Source organism: Pantoea sp. Ap-967 (genome assembly GCF_011752565.1).
Taxonomy (GTDB): Bacteria; Pseudomonadota; Gammaproteobacteria; order Pseudomonadales; family Pseudomonadaceae; genus Aquipseudomonas.
In genome coordinates, this window is the sequence record NZ_VWXK01000018.1 from 1 (window position 1) to 14227 (window position 14227).

The 14227-nt window shown below is 66.4% G+C and carries 10 protein-coding genes; 7 read left to right on the top strand and 3 right to left on the bottom strand.

The genetic code is table 11. From position 1 onward, the window contains the following. Window positions 1–364 precede the first annotated feature (364 nt). The 4 genes from flhB to F3J45_RS18730 all read left to right on the top strand — a co-directional run bounded on the left by flhB (window position 365) and on the right by F3J45_RS18730 (window position 5787). On the top strand, window positions 365–1534 hold the full coding sequence (gene flhB, locus F3J45_RS18715; RefSeq protein ID WP_167066000.1) for a flagellar biosynthesis protein FlhB: 1170 nt from the start codon (window positions 365–367) through the stop codon (window positions 1532–1534). Next, on the top strand, window positions 1531–3624 hold the full coding sequence (flhA, locus tag F3J45_RS18720; RefSeq protein ID WP_167066003.1) for a flagellar biosynthesis protein FlhA: 2094 nt from the start codon (window positions 1531–1533) through the stop codon (window positions 3622–3624). The genes flhB and flhA overlap by 4 nt, the downstream gene beginning before the upstream one ends. Before the next feature lie 113 nt (window positions 3625–3737). Continuing rightward, window positions 3738–4430: an RNA polymerase sigma factor FliA gene (locus F3J45_RS18725; RefSeq protein ID WP_167066006.1), complete on the top strand. Its 693-nt coding sequence runs from the start codon at window positions 3738–3740 to the stop codon at window positions 4428–4430. Between the two features lie 28 nt (window positions 4431–4458). Next, window positions 4459–5787 carry a UDP-glucose/GDP-mannose dehydrogenase family protein gene (locus F3J45_RS18730; protein ID WP_167066009.1) on the top strand — a complete coding sequence of 443 codons (1329 nt, stop codon included), beginning with the start codon at window positions 4459–4461 and terminating at the stop codon, window positions 5785–5787. A gap of 84 nt (window positions 5788–5871) precedes the next feature. On the opposite strand, the gene F3J45_RS18735 is transcribed toward F3J45_RS18730, so the two are convergent. Further along, on the bottom strand, window positions 5872–8586 hold the full coding sequence (locus F3J45_RS18735; RefSeq protein WP_167066012.1) for a tetratricopeptide repeat protein: 2715 nt from the start codon (window positions 8584–8586) through the stop codon (window positions 5872–5874). Window positions 8587–8785: 199 nt separating this feature from the next. Further along, entirely contained in the window at window positions 8786–9838 is a 1053-nt protein-coding gene (locus F3J45_RS18740) for a FliC/FljB family flagellin (RefSeq protein WP_167066015.1), read from the bottom strand. Between the two features lie 231 nt (window positions 9839–10069). On the opposite strand from F3J45_RS18740, the gene F3J45_RS18745 reads away from it, so the two are divergent. From F3J45_RS18745 to F3J45_RS18755, 3 genes are all read left to right on the top strand, one after another. Continuing rightward, window positions 10070–10894 carry a motility protein A gene (locus F3J45_RS18745; protein ID WP_167066018.1) on the top strand — a complete coding sequence of 275 codons (825 nt, stop codon included), beginning with the start codon at window positions 10070–10072 and terminating at the stop codon, window positions 10892–10894. Continuing rightward, window positions 10891–11766, top strand: a complete 876-nt coding sequence (locus F3J45_RS18750; RefSeq protein ID WP_205300589.1) for an OmpA family protein — start codon at window positions 10891–10893, stop codon at window positions 11764–11766. Before F3J45_RS18745 ends, F3J45_RS18750 begins: the two co-directional genes overlap by 4 nt. 424 nt (window positions 11767–12190) lie before the next feature. Continuing rightward, window positions 12191–13681 carry a YifB family Mg chelatase-like AAA ATPase gene (locus F3J45_RS18755; protein WP_167066021.1) on the top strand — a complete coding sequence of 497 codons (1491 nt, stop codon included), beginning with the start codon at window positions 12191–12193 and terminating at the stop codon, window positions 13679–13681. 89 nt (window positions 13682–13770) lie between these two features. Here F3J45_RS18755 and F3J45_RS18760 read toward each other — a convergent pair whose 3' ends face one another. Continuing rightward, window positions 13771–14199, bottom strand: a complete 429-nt coding sequence (locus F3J45_RS18760) for a DoxX family protein (RefSeq protein WP_167066024.1) — start codon at window positions 14197–14199, stop codon at window positions 13771–13773. Window positions 14200–14227: the final 28 nt, after the last annotated feature.

Consider the following 14227-nt stretch of genomic DNA (forward strand, 5'->3'; position numbering starts at 1 on the left):
TGCTGTCATGCGCAAGTATCTGACAGGCATCTGGGCGTGCATGCGTGGGGATGAGCCATTTGATACGGCCAAGCTTTTCAGCTCTGAACACCTCAGAAAAGCTTGACCATCAACAGAGTATCTACATCTGTTTCGGGCCAATGTTCCTGTTGCCTGCGCGCGCGGCCCCTTGGCGCGCGACTGTAGGAGCAGGCTTGCCTGCGATGCGCCGCGCGGGCGGCGCTCGATCTCACAGGCCCTGAAAAACTCAAGCCAGGCACCCCATCAAAAAAACAAACCCGCATTTCACCGGTTGTTCCCCCCTTAACCCCACCCCGCCGCCGCCCACAATAGCGCCCCCAGCATCACCCCGGGTGGCCGAGCCATGGCCGAGACCAGCACAGAAGACCGGACGGAAGCGGCCACCCCGCGCCGCATCGAAAAGGCCCGCGAAGAAGGCCAGGTCGCCCGTTCCCGCGAACTGAGCACCTTCATCATGCTGCTGGCCGGCATCGGTGGCCTGTGGAGCCTGGGTGGCCACCTGTACGACCGCCTGGGCGGCATCGTCGAGCGTGGGCTGCTGTTCGACCGCGCCCAGCTGTTCGACACCGCGCTGATGCTCAGCACCCTCGCCTCCCTGGCCAGCTCTGCGCTGCTGGCGCTGGTGCCGTTCTTCGCCCTCATGCTGCTTGCCGCCATCGCCGCACCCACCCTGCTCGGCGGCCTGGTAATTACCCTGGGCGCGCTGAAACCACGGTTTTCCAGGCTCAACCCCGTCAGTGGCCTGGGCCGCCTGTTTTCCCTGCAGGTGCCGGTGGAACTGGCCAAGGCCGTGGCCAAGGCAGCGCTGATCGGCACCGTGCTGTACCTCTACCTGAAGGCCCATGTCGGCCAGCTGCTGGGCCTGCCCAAGCTACCGCCGCACCAGGCCCTGGCCACCTTGCTGGCCTTGACTGCCAAGTCCTGCGCCACCTGCGTGGCCGCGTTGATCGTGGTGGTCGGTATCGACACCCCCTACCAACTGTGGACCTACGCCAAGAACCTGCGCATGTCCAAGGAGGAGGTGCGCCAGGAACACAAGAACGCCGACGGCGACCCCCACGTCAAGGCGCGCATCCGCCGCCTGCAACAGGCCCGCGCGCGGCGGCGAATGATGAGCAAGGTGCCCAAGGCCGACGTGGTGGTCACCAACCCCAGCCACTTCGCCGTGGCCCTGAGCTACCGCCGCGACAAGGACGGCGCGCCGCGGGTCATCGCCAAGGGCGCCGATGCCGTGGCCCTGCGCATTCGCGAGATCGCCGCCGAACACCAGTTGCCGATTCTGCAAGCCCCGCCCCTGGCGCGGGCCCTGTACTTCAACGTCGACCTCGACCGGCAGATTCCCGGCGAGCTCTACACGGTGGTGGCCGAGGTGGTGGCCTGGGCCATTCGCCTCAAGCGCGTCGCCGAGCACGGCGGCCTGGTGCCGCCTACCCCCGTCAACCTCAACGTCCCTGAAGGCATGGACCAACCAGGGCGCAGCCGAACCCGAACCGAGGACCCAACACCCCCATGAAAGGCCTGACCGCCCTGCTCCGCCGCGACAACTGGCCCGCTGGCGCCGACCTGAAGATCATGACCGGCCCGGTGCTGATCGTGCTCATCCTGTCGATGATGATCCTGCCGCTGCCAAGCTTCATCCTCGACCTGCTGTTCACCTTCAACATCGCCCTGGCGATCATGGTGCTGATCGTCAGCATGCTCACCGAGAAGCCGCTGGATTTCTCCGCCTTCCCCTCGGTGCTGCTGTTCACCACCCTGCTGCGGCTGTCACTGAACGTGGCCTCCACGCGGGTCATCCTGATGCACGGGCACACCGGCACCGACGCTGCCGGCAAGGTCATCGAAGCGTTCGGCGAGTTCCTGGTGGGCGGTAACTTCGCGGTGGGCCTGGCGCTGTTCCTGATCCTGGTGACCATCAACTTCATGGTGATCACCAAGGGTGCCGGGCGTATCGCCGAGGTGGGCGCGCGCTTCACCCTCGACTCGATGCCCGGCAAGCAGATGGCCATCGACGCCGACCTCAACGCCGGCCTGATCGGTGAGCCAGAGGCGCGCAAGCGCCGCCGCGAGGTGGCCCAGGAGGCCGACTTCTTCGGTTCCATGGACGGCGCCAGCAAGTTCGTGCGCGGCGACGCCGTGGCCGGCCTGGTAATCATGGGCGTGTGCGTGGTCGGTGGCCTGGCCATCGGCCTGCTGCAACACGGCATGAGCTTCGCCGACGCCGCCCACACCTACACCATGCTGACCATTGGCGACGGCCTGGTGGCGCAGATTCCCGGGCTGGTGATTTCCATTGCCGCCGGCGTGATGGTGTCGCGGGTCAACACCGAGGAAGACGTCAGCCGGCAGATGATCGGCCAGCTGTTCAGCCGGCCCAAGATGCTGATGATGACGGCCGGGGTGATGGGCCTGCTGGGCCTGGTGCCGGGCATGCCGAACCTGGTGTTCCTGCTGCTCACCGCCCTGCTCGGCGGCCTGGGCTGGTGGTTCTCGCGCCAGGAGCAGGAAGCCGCGCAGGCCCCTGCCTTGGACGCCCAGCCCAAGGCCGCGGTGCAGAGCAGCGAGGCCAGCTGGGATGACGTGAAGCTGGTGGAAACCTTGAGCCTGCGGGTGGGCCACCGCCTGATCCCGCTGGTGGACGTGCGCCAGCAGGGCGAACTGAGCACGCGCATCAAGAGCCTGCGCAAGAAGTTCGCCCAGGACGTGGGCTTCCTGCCGCCCGTGGTGCATGTGCGCGACAACCTGGAGCTGCCGCCCAACACCTACATCATCAGCCTCAAGGGCGTGGAAGTGGGGCGCGGCGAGATCTACCCCGGCAAGTGGCTGGCGATCAACCCCGGCAAGGTCACCGGCCAGCTGGAGGGCAAGGAGGCCGTGGACCCGGCCTTCGGCCTGCCCGCCATCTGGATCGAGCAGAACCTGCGCGAGCACGGGCAGATCTACGGCTACACCGTGGTCGACGCCAGCACCGTGGCCGCCACCCACCTGAACCACCTGCTGCACCAGCACGCCAAGGATCTGCTGGGGCGCAGCGAGGTGCAGAAGCTGCTGGACAAGCTGGGCAACGACGGCAAGAGCCTGGCCGACGAGGTGGTGCCCAAGCTGCTGAGCCTCACCCAACTGCAGCGTATTCTGCAGAGCCTGCTGGAAGAACAGGTGCCGATTCGCGACCTGCGCACCCTGCTCGACACCCTGGCCGAACACGCCGGGGCCCAGCAGCCGCCAGACATCGCCGAGCTGACCGCACTGGTGCGCGTGGCCCTGGGCCGCTCCATCGTCAACCAGTACTACGCCAACAAGCCCGAGCTCAATGTCATCGGCCTGGACTTCAACCTGGAGCAGGTGGTGATGCAGGCGGTGGGCAATGGCGGCGCGCTGGAACCCAGCCTGGCAGACACCCTGATGAAGGAAACCACCCAGGCCTTGAAGCGCCAGGAGCTGGGCAACAACCCCGCCGTGCTGGTGGTGCCCAATCGCCTGCGCCCGGTGCTGTCGCGCTTCCTGCGCCGGCGCCTGCGCCAGTTGGCGGTGATCGCCCTCAGCGAAGTGCCCGACGACCGCACCCTGCGCATCACCAGCATCATTGGCGCGCCGGCCGGTTAAGGGGCGAATACCCCTGCAACTTCGGGGTTGTTCTCGGCTTAGCCTGCGCCCCGTCACGCCGATAATCGCGCCGTTACCCCCATCGCCACCCTTGTTCTTCACAGGCACGCACGATGTATACGGCACAAGGCAAGATGCACCAGCAGGAGCTGCTTCAGCAGTACTTGCCCTTGGTCAAGAAGCATGCGCTGAACCTCAAGACCCGCCTGCCGGCTGGCGTCGACATGGATGACCTGATCCAGGCCGGCAGCATCGGCCTGCTCGATGCCCTGACCCGCTACGACCAGAGCCTGGGCATTCCCTTCGGCACCTTTGCCGCGCACCGCATCCGCGGCGCGATGATCGACGAACTGCGCACCCGCGATTGGGCGCCACGGCGGGTGCGGCGCTACGCCCGCCTGCTCGAAGACACCCTGCACCGCCTGGAGCAAAGCCTGGGCCGCCCCCCCGGCGAGCGCGAGATCGCTGCCGCCATGGGCATGTCCCTGGGTGAATACCAGCAGCTGCTGTGGGACATCAACGGCAGCCACATGCTGGCCATCGACCAGGTGCACGAAGACACCCTGGAACACGACGAGCCCCATGGCCGCAACCCGCTCAATGCCTTGCTCGACGAACGCAACCACAGCGGCCTGATCCGCGCCATCGAGAACCTGCCGGAACGCGAGCGGCTGCTGATGGTGCTGTACCACCAGGAGAAGCTGAACATGCGCGAGATCGGCCTGGTGCTGGAGATCAGCGAATCGCGCGTGTGCCAGTTGCACAGCCTGGCAATCGCCCGGCTGCGCGCCTCGTTGGCGGCCTGACCGCCTTTTTGCCGAACGGAACCTCACCATGAAAATCAGCGTATTCGGCTCGGGCTACGTCGGCCTGGTGGCCAGCGCCTGCCTGGCCGATGTTGGCCATGACGTGCTGTGCATGGACATCGACCCGCAACGCATCGCCCAGCTTGAGCAAGGCGAAGTGCCTATCCATGAACCCGGCCTGGGCCTGCTGGTGCAAGCCAACCTGCGCGCCGGCCGGCTGCGCTTCAGCACCGGCGCGGCCGATGCGGTGGCCTTTGCCGAAGTGTTGTTCATCGCAGTGGGCACGCCACCTGACGAGGACGGCTCGGCCGACCTGCGCCACGTGCTGGCGGTGGCCCGCGACATTGGCCGCCACATGAATGCCTACAAGCTGGTGGTGGGCAAGTCCACGGTGCCGGTCGGCACCGGTGAGAAGGTGCATGACACCATTGCCGCCGAGCTGGCCGCACGGGGCCTGACGCTGCCGTTCGATGTGTGCTCGAACCCGGAATTTCTCAAGGAAGGCGCCGCCATCGAGGACTTCACCCGTGGCGCGCGCATCGTCGTCGGTAGCGACTCCGAGCAGGTGAAACGCCTGATGCGCGAATGCTACGCGCCGTACAACCGCCACCACGACAAGCTGATGTTCATGAGCCTGCGTGCCGCCGAGCTGACCAAGTACGCCGCCAACGCCATGCTGGCGACCAAGATCAGCTTCATGAACGAAATGGCCAACCTGGCCGAGCACCTGCAGGTCGACATCGAGCAAGTGCGCCTGGGCATCGGCAGCGACCCGCGTATCGGCTACGACTTCATCTACCCCGGCTGCGGCTATGGGGGCTCGTGTTTCCCCAAGGACATCCAGGCCCTGAGCCGCAGCGCCCAGGCGGTGGGCTACGAGGCGCAATTGCTGGAGGCGGTGGAGGCGATCAACCAGCGGCAGAAAGCTTCGCTGTTGCGCAAGTTGCAGCAGGCCCTGGGCGGTGAACTTGAAGGCCGGACCATCGCGGTATGGGGCCTGGCATTCAAGCCGAACACCGACGACATGCGCGCCGCGCCCAGCCGCGCGCTGATGGAGGCGCTGTGGCAGGCCGGTGCGCGGGTGCAGGCCTACGACCCGGAAGCCATGGCCGAATGCCGCCGCTTGTATGGCGAGCGCGATGACCTGTTGCTGGCCGGTGACCGGATTCAGGCCGTGAAAGGCGCCGATGCGCTGGTGATCTGCACCGAGTGGAAGGCGTTTCGCAGCGTCGATTTTCACTGGCTGCGCCAACAGCTGCGCTGCGCGGTGGTGATCGACGGGCGCAACCTCTACGACCCCCAGGCGGTGGCCGAAGCCGGCCTGATCTACCGGGCCGTGGGCCGCCAGTCCCTGTAGGAGCGGGCTTGCCCCGCGAACACCGGCGCAGCCGGTGCCATGCACCGCGTCGCTTGCTTCGCGGGGCAAGCCCGCTCCTACAGGTCACGCGCGGCAATGGCGCCGGTAGTGCTCGGCAACATCACCCTGCAGCACCTGCAGGGCCGCATCCTTGGCGTCGTAGACCGTGTGCAGCAGAAACGCCAGTTTCAGCCGCTGGTTATCGCTCAAGCTCGCCAAGCGCGTGGCATCTGGCAGATACAACGCATCTGCGCACATCAACTGCGACGCGCCCAGCCCAGCGCTTGGGGCATCGCCCTGGGTATAGCGGCGGTACTGCAGGTTATGCAGCCCGCACAGGCTGAACCCCAGCGGCGCCAGGCACTGGCTGAGGCGGCTGGCATCCGCCTGGCCCTCATGGGTCGGGGTGAAGTTGACCCGCGCTTGCACCAGCAGGCAATCGGCCAGTGTACGGCTGCCGTGCTCAAGCACCTTCAGGCTGTCATTGAGGTTGTCGAGCAGCAACCAGTCCAGCGAGCCCAGGCCCTCGATGGCGTCCAGGCGCAGGGACGGCATCGGCAGGCGCGCCAGCACCCGCGCAGGGTCCAACGCGCCAGCCGCGGGCAGCGGCGCCAGGGTCGCGCTCAGCGCTGGGTCCAGGCAGGCATGCAAGGTCAGCGGCTGGCCGTCGCCCAACGCCACCTTGGGGAAATGATGCAGCTCGCCCAACTGCGCCAGTTGTTCGGCGTTGCCCACACGCCCGGCCGGGTCGAAGGCCAGGGTCGACAGCACCCCCAGGCGCTGCAGCGCGACGTAGTGCGGCGAGGCCAGCAAGCTGGCGCCATGGTCGAGGGTGACGATGCGGCCCTGGAACTTGAAGCTGAACGCCTGCGCCTGGGCCGGGGCTGCCGGGTGCTGCAGCACCACCGCTTGGCTGTCGCCGTCGAACACTGCCTGCCCTTGCGGGTTCAGGGCCAGCGCCGCCGGTGCCTGGCCCGCGCAGTGGCGCTGCCAGATGGCCCGCAGGGCATTGCCCAGGTGGCCGGCAAAGCGCTTGCTGTCGCACACCGGTGAATTCATCAGCACCCCGCGCAGCAGGCTACGAATGGTGGCCAGGCTGCGCAGGTCGCGGGCCAGGCCCGCTGCGCGCTGGCAATAGGCATCCCAACTGTCGACCACCAGCTCAGGCAGCCCGGCATTGACCAGGTGCGTGGCAGAGTGACGGCCAGCGAAGGTCGGCCCTGGCAGCGTGACCACAGGCACCCCCATCAACAGCGCTTCGCAGGTGGTCAGGCCACCGGAATAGGGCCAGGGGTCGAGGGCGATATCGACTCGGTTGTAGCTTTCCAGCAGGCCCTTGTGGCCCACCGGCCCTTCGATCTGCACCCGCTCTGGCGCGATGCCGTGGTCTTGCAGCACCCCGTGCACATGCTGCTGCAGGCCAGGGTTGGCGAAGGCTCCGCCCTTGAGCAGCAGGCGCGAGCCGGGCACTTCGTGCAGCAGCTCGGCCCAGCGGGCCAGCAGCAGGTCGTTGACCTTGGTGGGGTTGTTGAAACAGCCGAAGGTGACATAACCGTTGGCCTGCGCCGGCAACGCCTGCACGTCCGGGGCGTAGGGCGGTGGGTCGTAGCAGATGTAGTCATCAGGCAGGCGGATCAGCTTTTCGGTGTAGAAGGCGTCTTCACCCGGCGGTGACTCGATGGCATCGCTGAGCAGGTAGTCGATGGCCGCAAGGCCTGTGGTGTTGATCAGGCCACCGACCCATTTGACCAGCAGCGGCGCTGGCTGCAAGGCCATGCAGCCCATGCGGTTGCCGGCGTTGTGGCCGCTCAGGTCGATCAGGATGTCGACCTGATCGTCGCGAATCTGCTGGGCCAGGCGCTCATCGTCCATGTGCTTGATCGGGCGCCAGGCCTGCACGCGGGCGCGGATGCGCCGGGTCAGGTGATCGCTGACCTGGCTGCTGCTGTAGGCCAGCAGCTGGAATTGATGAGCCGGCAGGTGTTCCAGCACGCCGACGATCATGTTGCCCACCGGGTGCTGGCGCAGGCCATCGGAAACCAGGCCGATGCGCAGGCACTTGTCAGGTGCCAGGTCGGCCATCCGTGGCCGTGGCGGCACATGGGCCGGGCCGAAGCGGGTTTGCCACTGCTTGCAGACCTCGAAGATGTAGTCGCGGCTGCGGGTGGGGTCGTAATGCAGGGTGGTCAGGCGGTTGGAATACGGCAGTACGTCCTTGCGCCCAGCCAGCTCGACGGCGCGGCTGTAGTGTTGGTCAGCCAGGGCCAGTTGGCCGATGTCCTTGTACAGGTTGGCCAGGTTGTTCCAGTGGCTGTAGTCGGTGGGTTCTTTTTTGACCAGCGTCTCGAACAGCGCGATGGCTTCGCCATGGCGGTCGAGGCGGCCCAGGGTCAGGGCCTTGCGCGAGAGCATGCGGCCATTGCCGGGCTCGGCGTGCAGGGCCTGCTCGATATGCGCCAGGGCCTGGGTGAAACGGCCTTTTTCGAAATGCAGCGTGGCCAGGCGGTGGTGCGCCGGGGCGAACTGCGGGGCCAGTTGCACGGCGTGGTTGGCCAGGGTTTCGGCACGCTCGCTGTCGCCCAGCTTCTGGGCTGCCTTGGCCACCAGCTCCAAGGCTTCGGGATGCGCGGGGCGCAGCTGCAGGGCTTGCTCGAAACTGGCCAGGGCCTGCTCCGGTGCCAAGGCCAGTTGCAGGTTGCCGAGGGTTTGCCAGGCAGCGGCATCGTCCGGGCGGCGCTGGCAGAGGCGGCGGGCCTGGGCGAGGTCGGTGGGGGCAGTGGAGCGGCTGGGTTTGGGCATGGGGGACGGCCTTGTGGCGGTGGAAGCTTGGGGAATCCTATGCCTGGGTCGCGCGGTTCAAAGCCGGGATAAACCCCATAAAAAGCAGCGCCGCCTTCGCGACGCATCGCGAGCTGCGCTCGCTCCTACGGGTTGTATGCAAAACCGGTAGGAGCGAGCGCAGCTCGCGATGCGCCGCGAAAGCGGCGCCCGTTGCGCATTACTGCAGCAGCGACAGCATCTGCTGTGGCATCGAGTTGGCTTGCGACAACACCGAAGTACCTGCCTGCTGCAGGATCTGCGCGCTGGTCATGGCCGACACTTCGGTGGCGTAGTCCACATCCTGAATCCCCGAACGCGCCGAGGTCAGGTTGGTCACCGTGGTGGAGATGTTGGTGATCGCCGAGTCGAAGCGGTTCTGGATCGCACCCAAGTCCGAACGCATCGAGTCGATGGTGTTCAGCGCGCTGTCCAGGGCAGTCAGGGTGTTGGTCGACTTCTTGGTGACCGCGTTGTCGGTGTCGATGGTGATGGTTGCGGTGGTGGTCGAGCCGCTGGTGGTGGTGTCCACGGTGGCCGCGTAAGTCTTGCCGCCCACGGTCAGGAAGTAGTCGCCATCGGCGTCCTGGGACAGGGTGCCGCCGCTGACGGTGGTGCCCGAGCTGTCGACGTAGCTGGTGTTGGTCGAGGTGATCGCGGTGCCCGAGTCGTCAGTCAGGGTAGTGGCGGTCAGGGTGGTGTCGTAGCCGTTGACGTTGAAGTCGCCCAGGCCCAGGGTGGTGGCGTTGATCTGGCTCAGGGAAATGCTGATGGTTTCACCGTCGTTGGCACCGACCTGGATGCTGATGGTCTGGTCCTTGGCCAGCACGCTCACGCCGTTGAACGAGGTCTGGTCGGAGATACGGTTGATCTCGTCCAGGCGCTGGGTGATTTCATCCTGGATCGACTGCAGGTCGGACTGCGAGTTGGTGCCGTTGGCAGCCTGTACCGCCAGCTCACGGATACGCTGCAGGTTGTCGTTCACCTGGTCCAGTGCGCCTTCGGTAGTCTGCGCCAGGGAGATGCCGTCGCTGGCGTTGCTGCTGGCCTGGTTGAGGCCGGTGATCTGCGAGGTCATGCGGTTGGCGATGGCCTGGCCGGCGGCGTCGTCGGAGGCGCTGTTGATCTTCAGGCCCGAGGACAGGCGCTCGATCGAGGTGCTCAGGCTGCTTTCCGAAGCGCTGAGGTTCTGCTGGGCGATAAGCGAGGTGATGTTGGTATTGATGACAGACATCGTGCAGTTCCTTTCGTGGTTGGGCAGTTGTCCTGCTGACAGCGCGAACATCGGCGCCTCGAAAACCCACCTTTAGCCCCACGCAAAAAAATTTTTGCCCCTGCTGCCGTCCCCCACGGTCGCTCAAGCTGAACGGCAAAAGTGCCTGTATTAGCGCCTTTGCCCAACCCGGGCTGGCGCTATAAAGCTCGCCATCATTGTTTACGGCCGGCTGCCGTCCACGGAGTGCCCATGAACCCCTCGACCCTGGTCGGGCTGCTCGCCAGCCTGCTCCTGCTGACCGTCCTGCTGCTGTTCACCGCCCAGCAACCGTCGCTGCTCATCGACCTGCCGGGCCTGGGCGTGGTGCTGCTGGGCACCTTCGCCGCCACCTGCATCAGCTACCCGCTGGCCGAAATACGCCGGGTGCCGCGCTTGTTCGGGGCGGTGCTGCGCACCGAACCGGACCGCACCGAGCGCGACATCGACGACCTGGTCAACCTGGCCCGGCGGCGCCTGGACGGCGACAGCCGCGCCGTGGAAAACGCCCTGGCCCAGGTGCACAACCCGTTCGTTTGCCACGGCGTGCAGCTGTTGGTGGACCAGGTGGCCGAGGAAGACATTCTGGAGCTGATGCAATGGCGCATCGCCCGCCTGCGCGCCAAGGAGCGCGCCGAAGCGCAGATTTTCCGCACCATGGCCAGCTACGCGCCAGCCTTCGGCATGCTTGGCACCCTGGTGGGCCTGGTGAACATGGTGTTCGTGCTGGGCGACGGTGACCTGGGCAGCGTTGGCCGGCAAATGGCCCTGAGTCTGACCACCACCCTGTATGGCGTGCTGCTGGCGAACCTGCTGTTCAAGCCGGTGGCGCTGAAGCTTGAGCGCCGTACCGAGCGGCGCGTGGTAATCATGAACATGATCCTGCAGGGCATCTCGATGATGGCGCGCAAGCGCAGCCCTGGCCTGATGCGCGAAACCCTCAAGGCCTTCGTCGCCCATTACCACGACGAACTGCAGGCCGAAGGCGCCCGGCCGGCACGCAAGCCACTGTCGCTGGCCTGGCGCAAACGCCCATGATGCCCACCACCTCCCCCAGCAGCCTGGCCGATAACCGCCACTGGCTGGCCCACCAGCGCACACTGGAAGTCGAGCTGAACAAGGCCCGCGAGCGCCAGAACAACCTCAAGCGCGCAGCCACCACCCCCGCCTGGCTGGACGAACCTGCGCCGGAGCCGGAAAGCGACAGCTGGATGCTGACCTACCTCGACTTGATGACCCTGTTGCTGGTGATGATCCTGGCAATGCTGGCCCAGGCGATGATCCACCATACCCCTGTGCCGCAAGCACCTGCCCGCTTCGCGTTGCCGGTCGACCTCGACCAGCTGACCCACATCGACCCACCGGGCACGCTGCTGCGGGTGCCGCCCGCCCCGGTCGAACCTGTGCCTGTCGAGCCCGTCATTGCCCAAGTGCCCGCCATCGAGGCCACCCCTGCCGCACCGCCGGAGCCTGAACCCGACCCACTGGCCGAGTTGCCGGTGGAGCAGCTGGGCGCTGATGTCGAAGTCATCCGCAACGCGCGCAGCGTGAGTTTTCGCATCGACAGCAGCATCCTGTTCCCTTCCGGGCAAACCGAACTCGACCCAAAGGGCATGCAGGTACTCCAGCGCCTGGCGCGGGTACTGGCCACGGTGCCGCACAGCATCGTCGTGGCCGGCCACACCGACACCCGCACCATCCGCAATGCCCGCTACCCGTCGAACTGGGAGCTGTCCGGGGCACGAGCAGGCAGCGTGGTGCGCTACCTGCAGCAGCAGGGTATTGCTGGCGGCAGGCTGAGTGCCGTCGGGCTCGCGGATACCCAACCGCTGGCGGACAACGGCACGGCTGAAGGGCGGGCGAAGAATCGGCGGGTGGAGTTGACGCTGGAGCAGCGGGAACAGCCGTGAGCTGCCCGGTTTGATCGCGTACCAGTCAACAAAGGGTATCCCCTATTGTTGGCTACAGATGATCGTTGAGTTACCGCTGCCCTCTTCCACGAGATCCCCTTGAGCATCCGGCATGGCCAGGTCGGCTTTCTCAGCAGGCACTTCGGTGCCCTTCTGGTGCTCGGGATTCCTTGCCCAAAAACACGAAAACCCGCTGCTTTCGCAAGGCGGGTCTCGGAAGGTAGGCACGAGAGTTAACCCTCATGCGTTGAGAAAAATGTAGGGATGGGAGATACGCATGTCAACCACATTACCCTCGAACAGCTGCTCTGGCTGCAATGCCCGACATTCCGTGACTCACTTTCCAACAGGATCGTTGATCTAGCCGATCTATGCTTGCCAAGCCGCAGGAAGCGGCCTCCCCATTTGCGACAACGGAGCGTCCATGTCCCTCGCCCTCGTCCACAGCCGCGCCCAGGTTGGCGTGCAGGCCCCAGCGGTCAGCGTCGAAACCCACCTGACCAACGGCCTGCCGCACCTGACCCTGGTTGGCCTGCCGGAAACCACCGTCAAGGAAAGCAAGGACCGGGTGCGCAGCGCCATCGTCAATTCCGGGCTGAACTATCCGCAGCGGCGGATTACCCAGAACCTCGCCCCGGCCGACTTGCCGAAAGACGGTGGGCGCTATGACCTGGCCATTGCCCTGGGCATCCTCGCCGCCGACGGCCAGGTGCCGATGGCCGCGCTGGCCGACCTGGAATGCCTGGGCGAGCTGGCGTTGTCGGGCAGCTTGCGCCCGGTGCAGGGGGTGCTGCCGGCAGCATTGGCGGCGCGCGAAGCCGGGCGGGCGTTGGTGGTGCCCAGGGAGAACGCCGAGGAGGCCAGCCTGGCTGGTGGCCTGGTGGTGTATGCCGTGGGGCACCTGCTGGAGCTGGTGGCGCACCTGAACGGGCAGGTGCCGCTGCCGCCATTCGCGGCCAATGGCCTGGTGCTGCATAGCCAGCCCTACCCCGACCTGAGCGAGGTGCAGGGCCAGGTTGGCGCCAAGCGCGCCTTGCTGCTGGCGGCGGCAGGGGCGCATAACCTGCTGTTCACAGGGCCGCCCGGTACCGGCAAGACCTTGCTCGCCAGCCGCCTGCCCGGCCTGCTGCCGCCCCTGGATGAGCAAGAAGCGCTGGAAGTGGCGGCGATCCAGTCGGTGAGCGGGCACACACCCCTGAGCAGTTGGCCGCAGCGGCCGTTTCGCCACCCCCACCACTCCGCATCGGGCCCGGCGCTGGTCGGTGGTAGTAGCCGCCCGCAACCAGGCGAAATTACCCTGGCCCACCATGGGGTGCTGTTTCTGGATGAACTGCCCGAGTTCGAACGGCGCGTGCTGGAAGTGCTGCGCGAACCCCTGGAGTCCGGCGAGATCGTGATTGCCCGGGCGCGGGACAAGGTCCGCTTTCCTGCCCGCTTCCAGTTGGTGGCGGCAATGAACCCCTGCCCCTGTGGCTACCTGGGCGACCCGACTGGCCGCTGCCGCTGCAGCACCGAGCAGATCGCGCGCTACCGCAACAAGTTGTCCGGGCCGTTGCTCGACCGCATCGACCTGCACCTGACAGTGGCACGTGAAACCACCACGCTCAACAACCAGCCCTGCGGCCAGAGCAGTGCCGAGGTGGCGGCGAAGGTGGCCCAGGCGCGTGAGGTGCAACAGCGGCGCCAGGGGTGCGCCAATGCATTTCTCGACCTTGAGGGGCTGCGCCGGCATTGTGCGTTGCAGGCGGCGGACCAGGCATGGCTGGAGAGTGCCTGTGAGCGGTTGAGCCTTTCCTTGCGGGCGGCGCACCGGTTATTGAAGGTGGCGCGGAGCTTGGCCGACCTGGAAGCAAGCCAGGCCATTGGCCGGGCGCATCTGGCTGAGGCCCTGCAGTACCGACCGGGGAGCGGATAGCGCCGGGGACCGCGAGATCGGTCAGGTGGCGTGATGCGTCGTAGGAGCGACCGCAGGTCGCGATAGGGCCCTCGAACGCCCCACAAACCTCAGGCCATCCCACGCCGCCCCATCAACCCGGCAATCGAATACGCCCCCGGCCCGGTCAACGCCAACCCGCCATACAGCGCCACCAGCAACCAGGCGAACTGCCCCTGTTCCAGCGTCCACTCCGGGTGCACCACCACCAGCGCCACCAGCAGCACGGCCAGCACCGGCAGGCACGCCAGCCGTACCATCACCCCCAGCAGCACCAACACCGGGCACAGTACCTCGGCAAATACCGCCACGCCCAAGGTCAACGGCGCGCCCAGGCCAAACGGGTCTTCGATCCGCTGCAATTCGCCACTCCAGTCCAGCACCTTGGGCAGGCCATGCACGAACAGCAGCAGCAAGGCCGCCATTACCCGCATGAACAGCAGGCCAGCAGCGGTCGAAGTGGCAGAAGCAGGGTTGAGCCAGTGTGTCGGGCGGTTCATGGGCAAGGCCTCGCGGATCGGTCAGCCG

What these genes read in the sequence shown, in the direction of transcription:
- flhB (WP_167066000.1), top strand. Translation starts at nt 365, where the DNA reads ATGGCCGAGACCAGCACAGAAGACCGGACGGAAGCGGCCACCCCGCGC.
- flhA (WP_167066003.1), top strand. Translation starts at nt 1,531, where the DNA reads ATGAAAGGCCTGACCGCCCTGCTCCGCCGCGACAACTGGCCCGCTGGC.
- F3J45_RS18725 (WP_167066006.1), top strand. Translation starts at nt 3,738, where the DNA reads ATGTATACGGCACAAGGCAAGATGCACCAGCAGGAGCTGCTTCAGCAG.
- F3J45_RS18730 (WP_167066009.1), top strand. Translation starts at nt 4,459, where the DNA reads ATGAAAATCAGCGTATTCGGCTCGGGCTACGTCGGCCTGGTGGCCAGC.
- F3J45_RS18735 (WP_167066012.1), bottom strand. Translation starts at nt 8,586, where the DNA reads ATGCCCAAACCCAGCCGCTCCACTGCCCCCACCGACCTCGCCCAGGCC.
- F3J45_RS18740 (WP_167066015.1), bottom strand. Translation starts at nt 9,838, where the DNA reads ATGTCTGTCATCAATACCAACATCACCTCGCTTATCGCCCAGCAGAAC.
- F3J45_RS18745 (WP_167066018.1), top strand. Translation starts at nt 10,070, where the DNA reads ATGAACCCCTCGACCCTGGTCGGGCTGCTCGCCAGCCTGCTCCTGCTG.
- F3J45_RS18750 (WP_205300589.1), top strand. Translation starts at nt 10,891, where the DNA reads ATGATGCCCACCACCTCCCCCAGCAGCCTGGCCGATAACCGCCACTGG.
- F3J45_RS18755 (WP_167066021.1), top strand. Translation starts at nt 12,191, where the DNA reads ATGTCCCTCGCCCTCGTCCACAGCCGCGCCCAGGTTGGCGTGCAGGCC.
- F3J45_RS18760 (WP_167066024.1), bottom strand. Translation starts at nt 14,199, where the DNA reads ATGAACCGCCCGACACACTGGCTCAACCCTGCTTCTGCCACTTCGACC.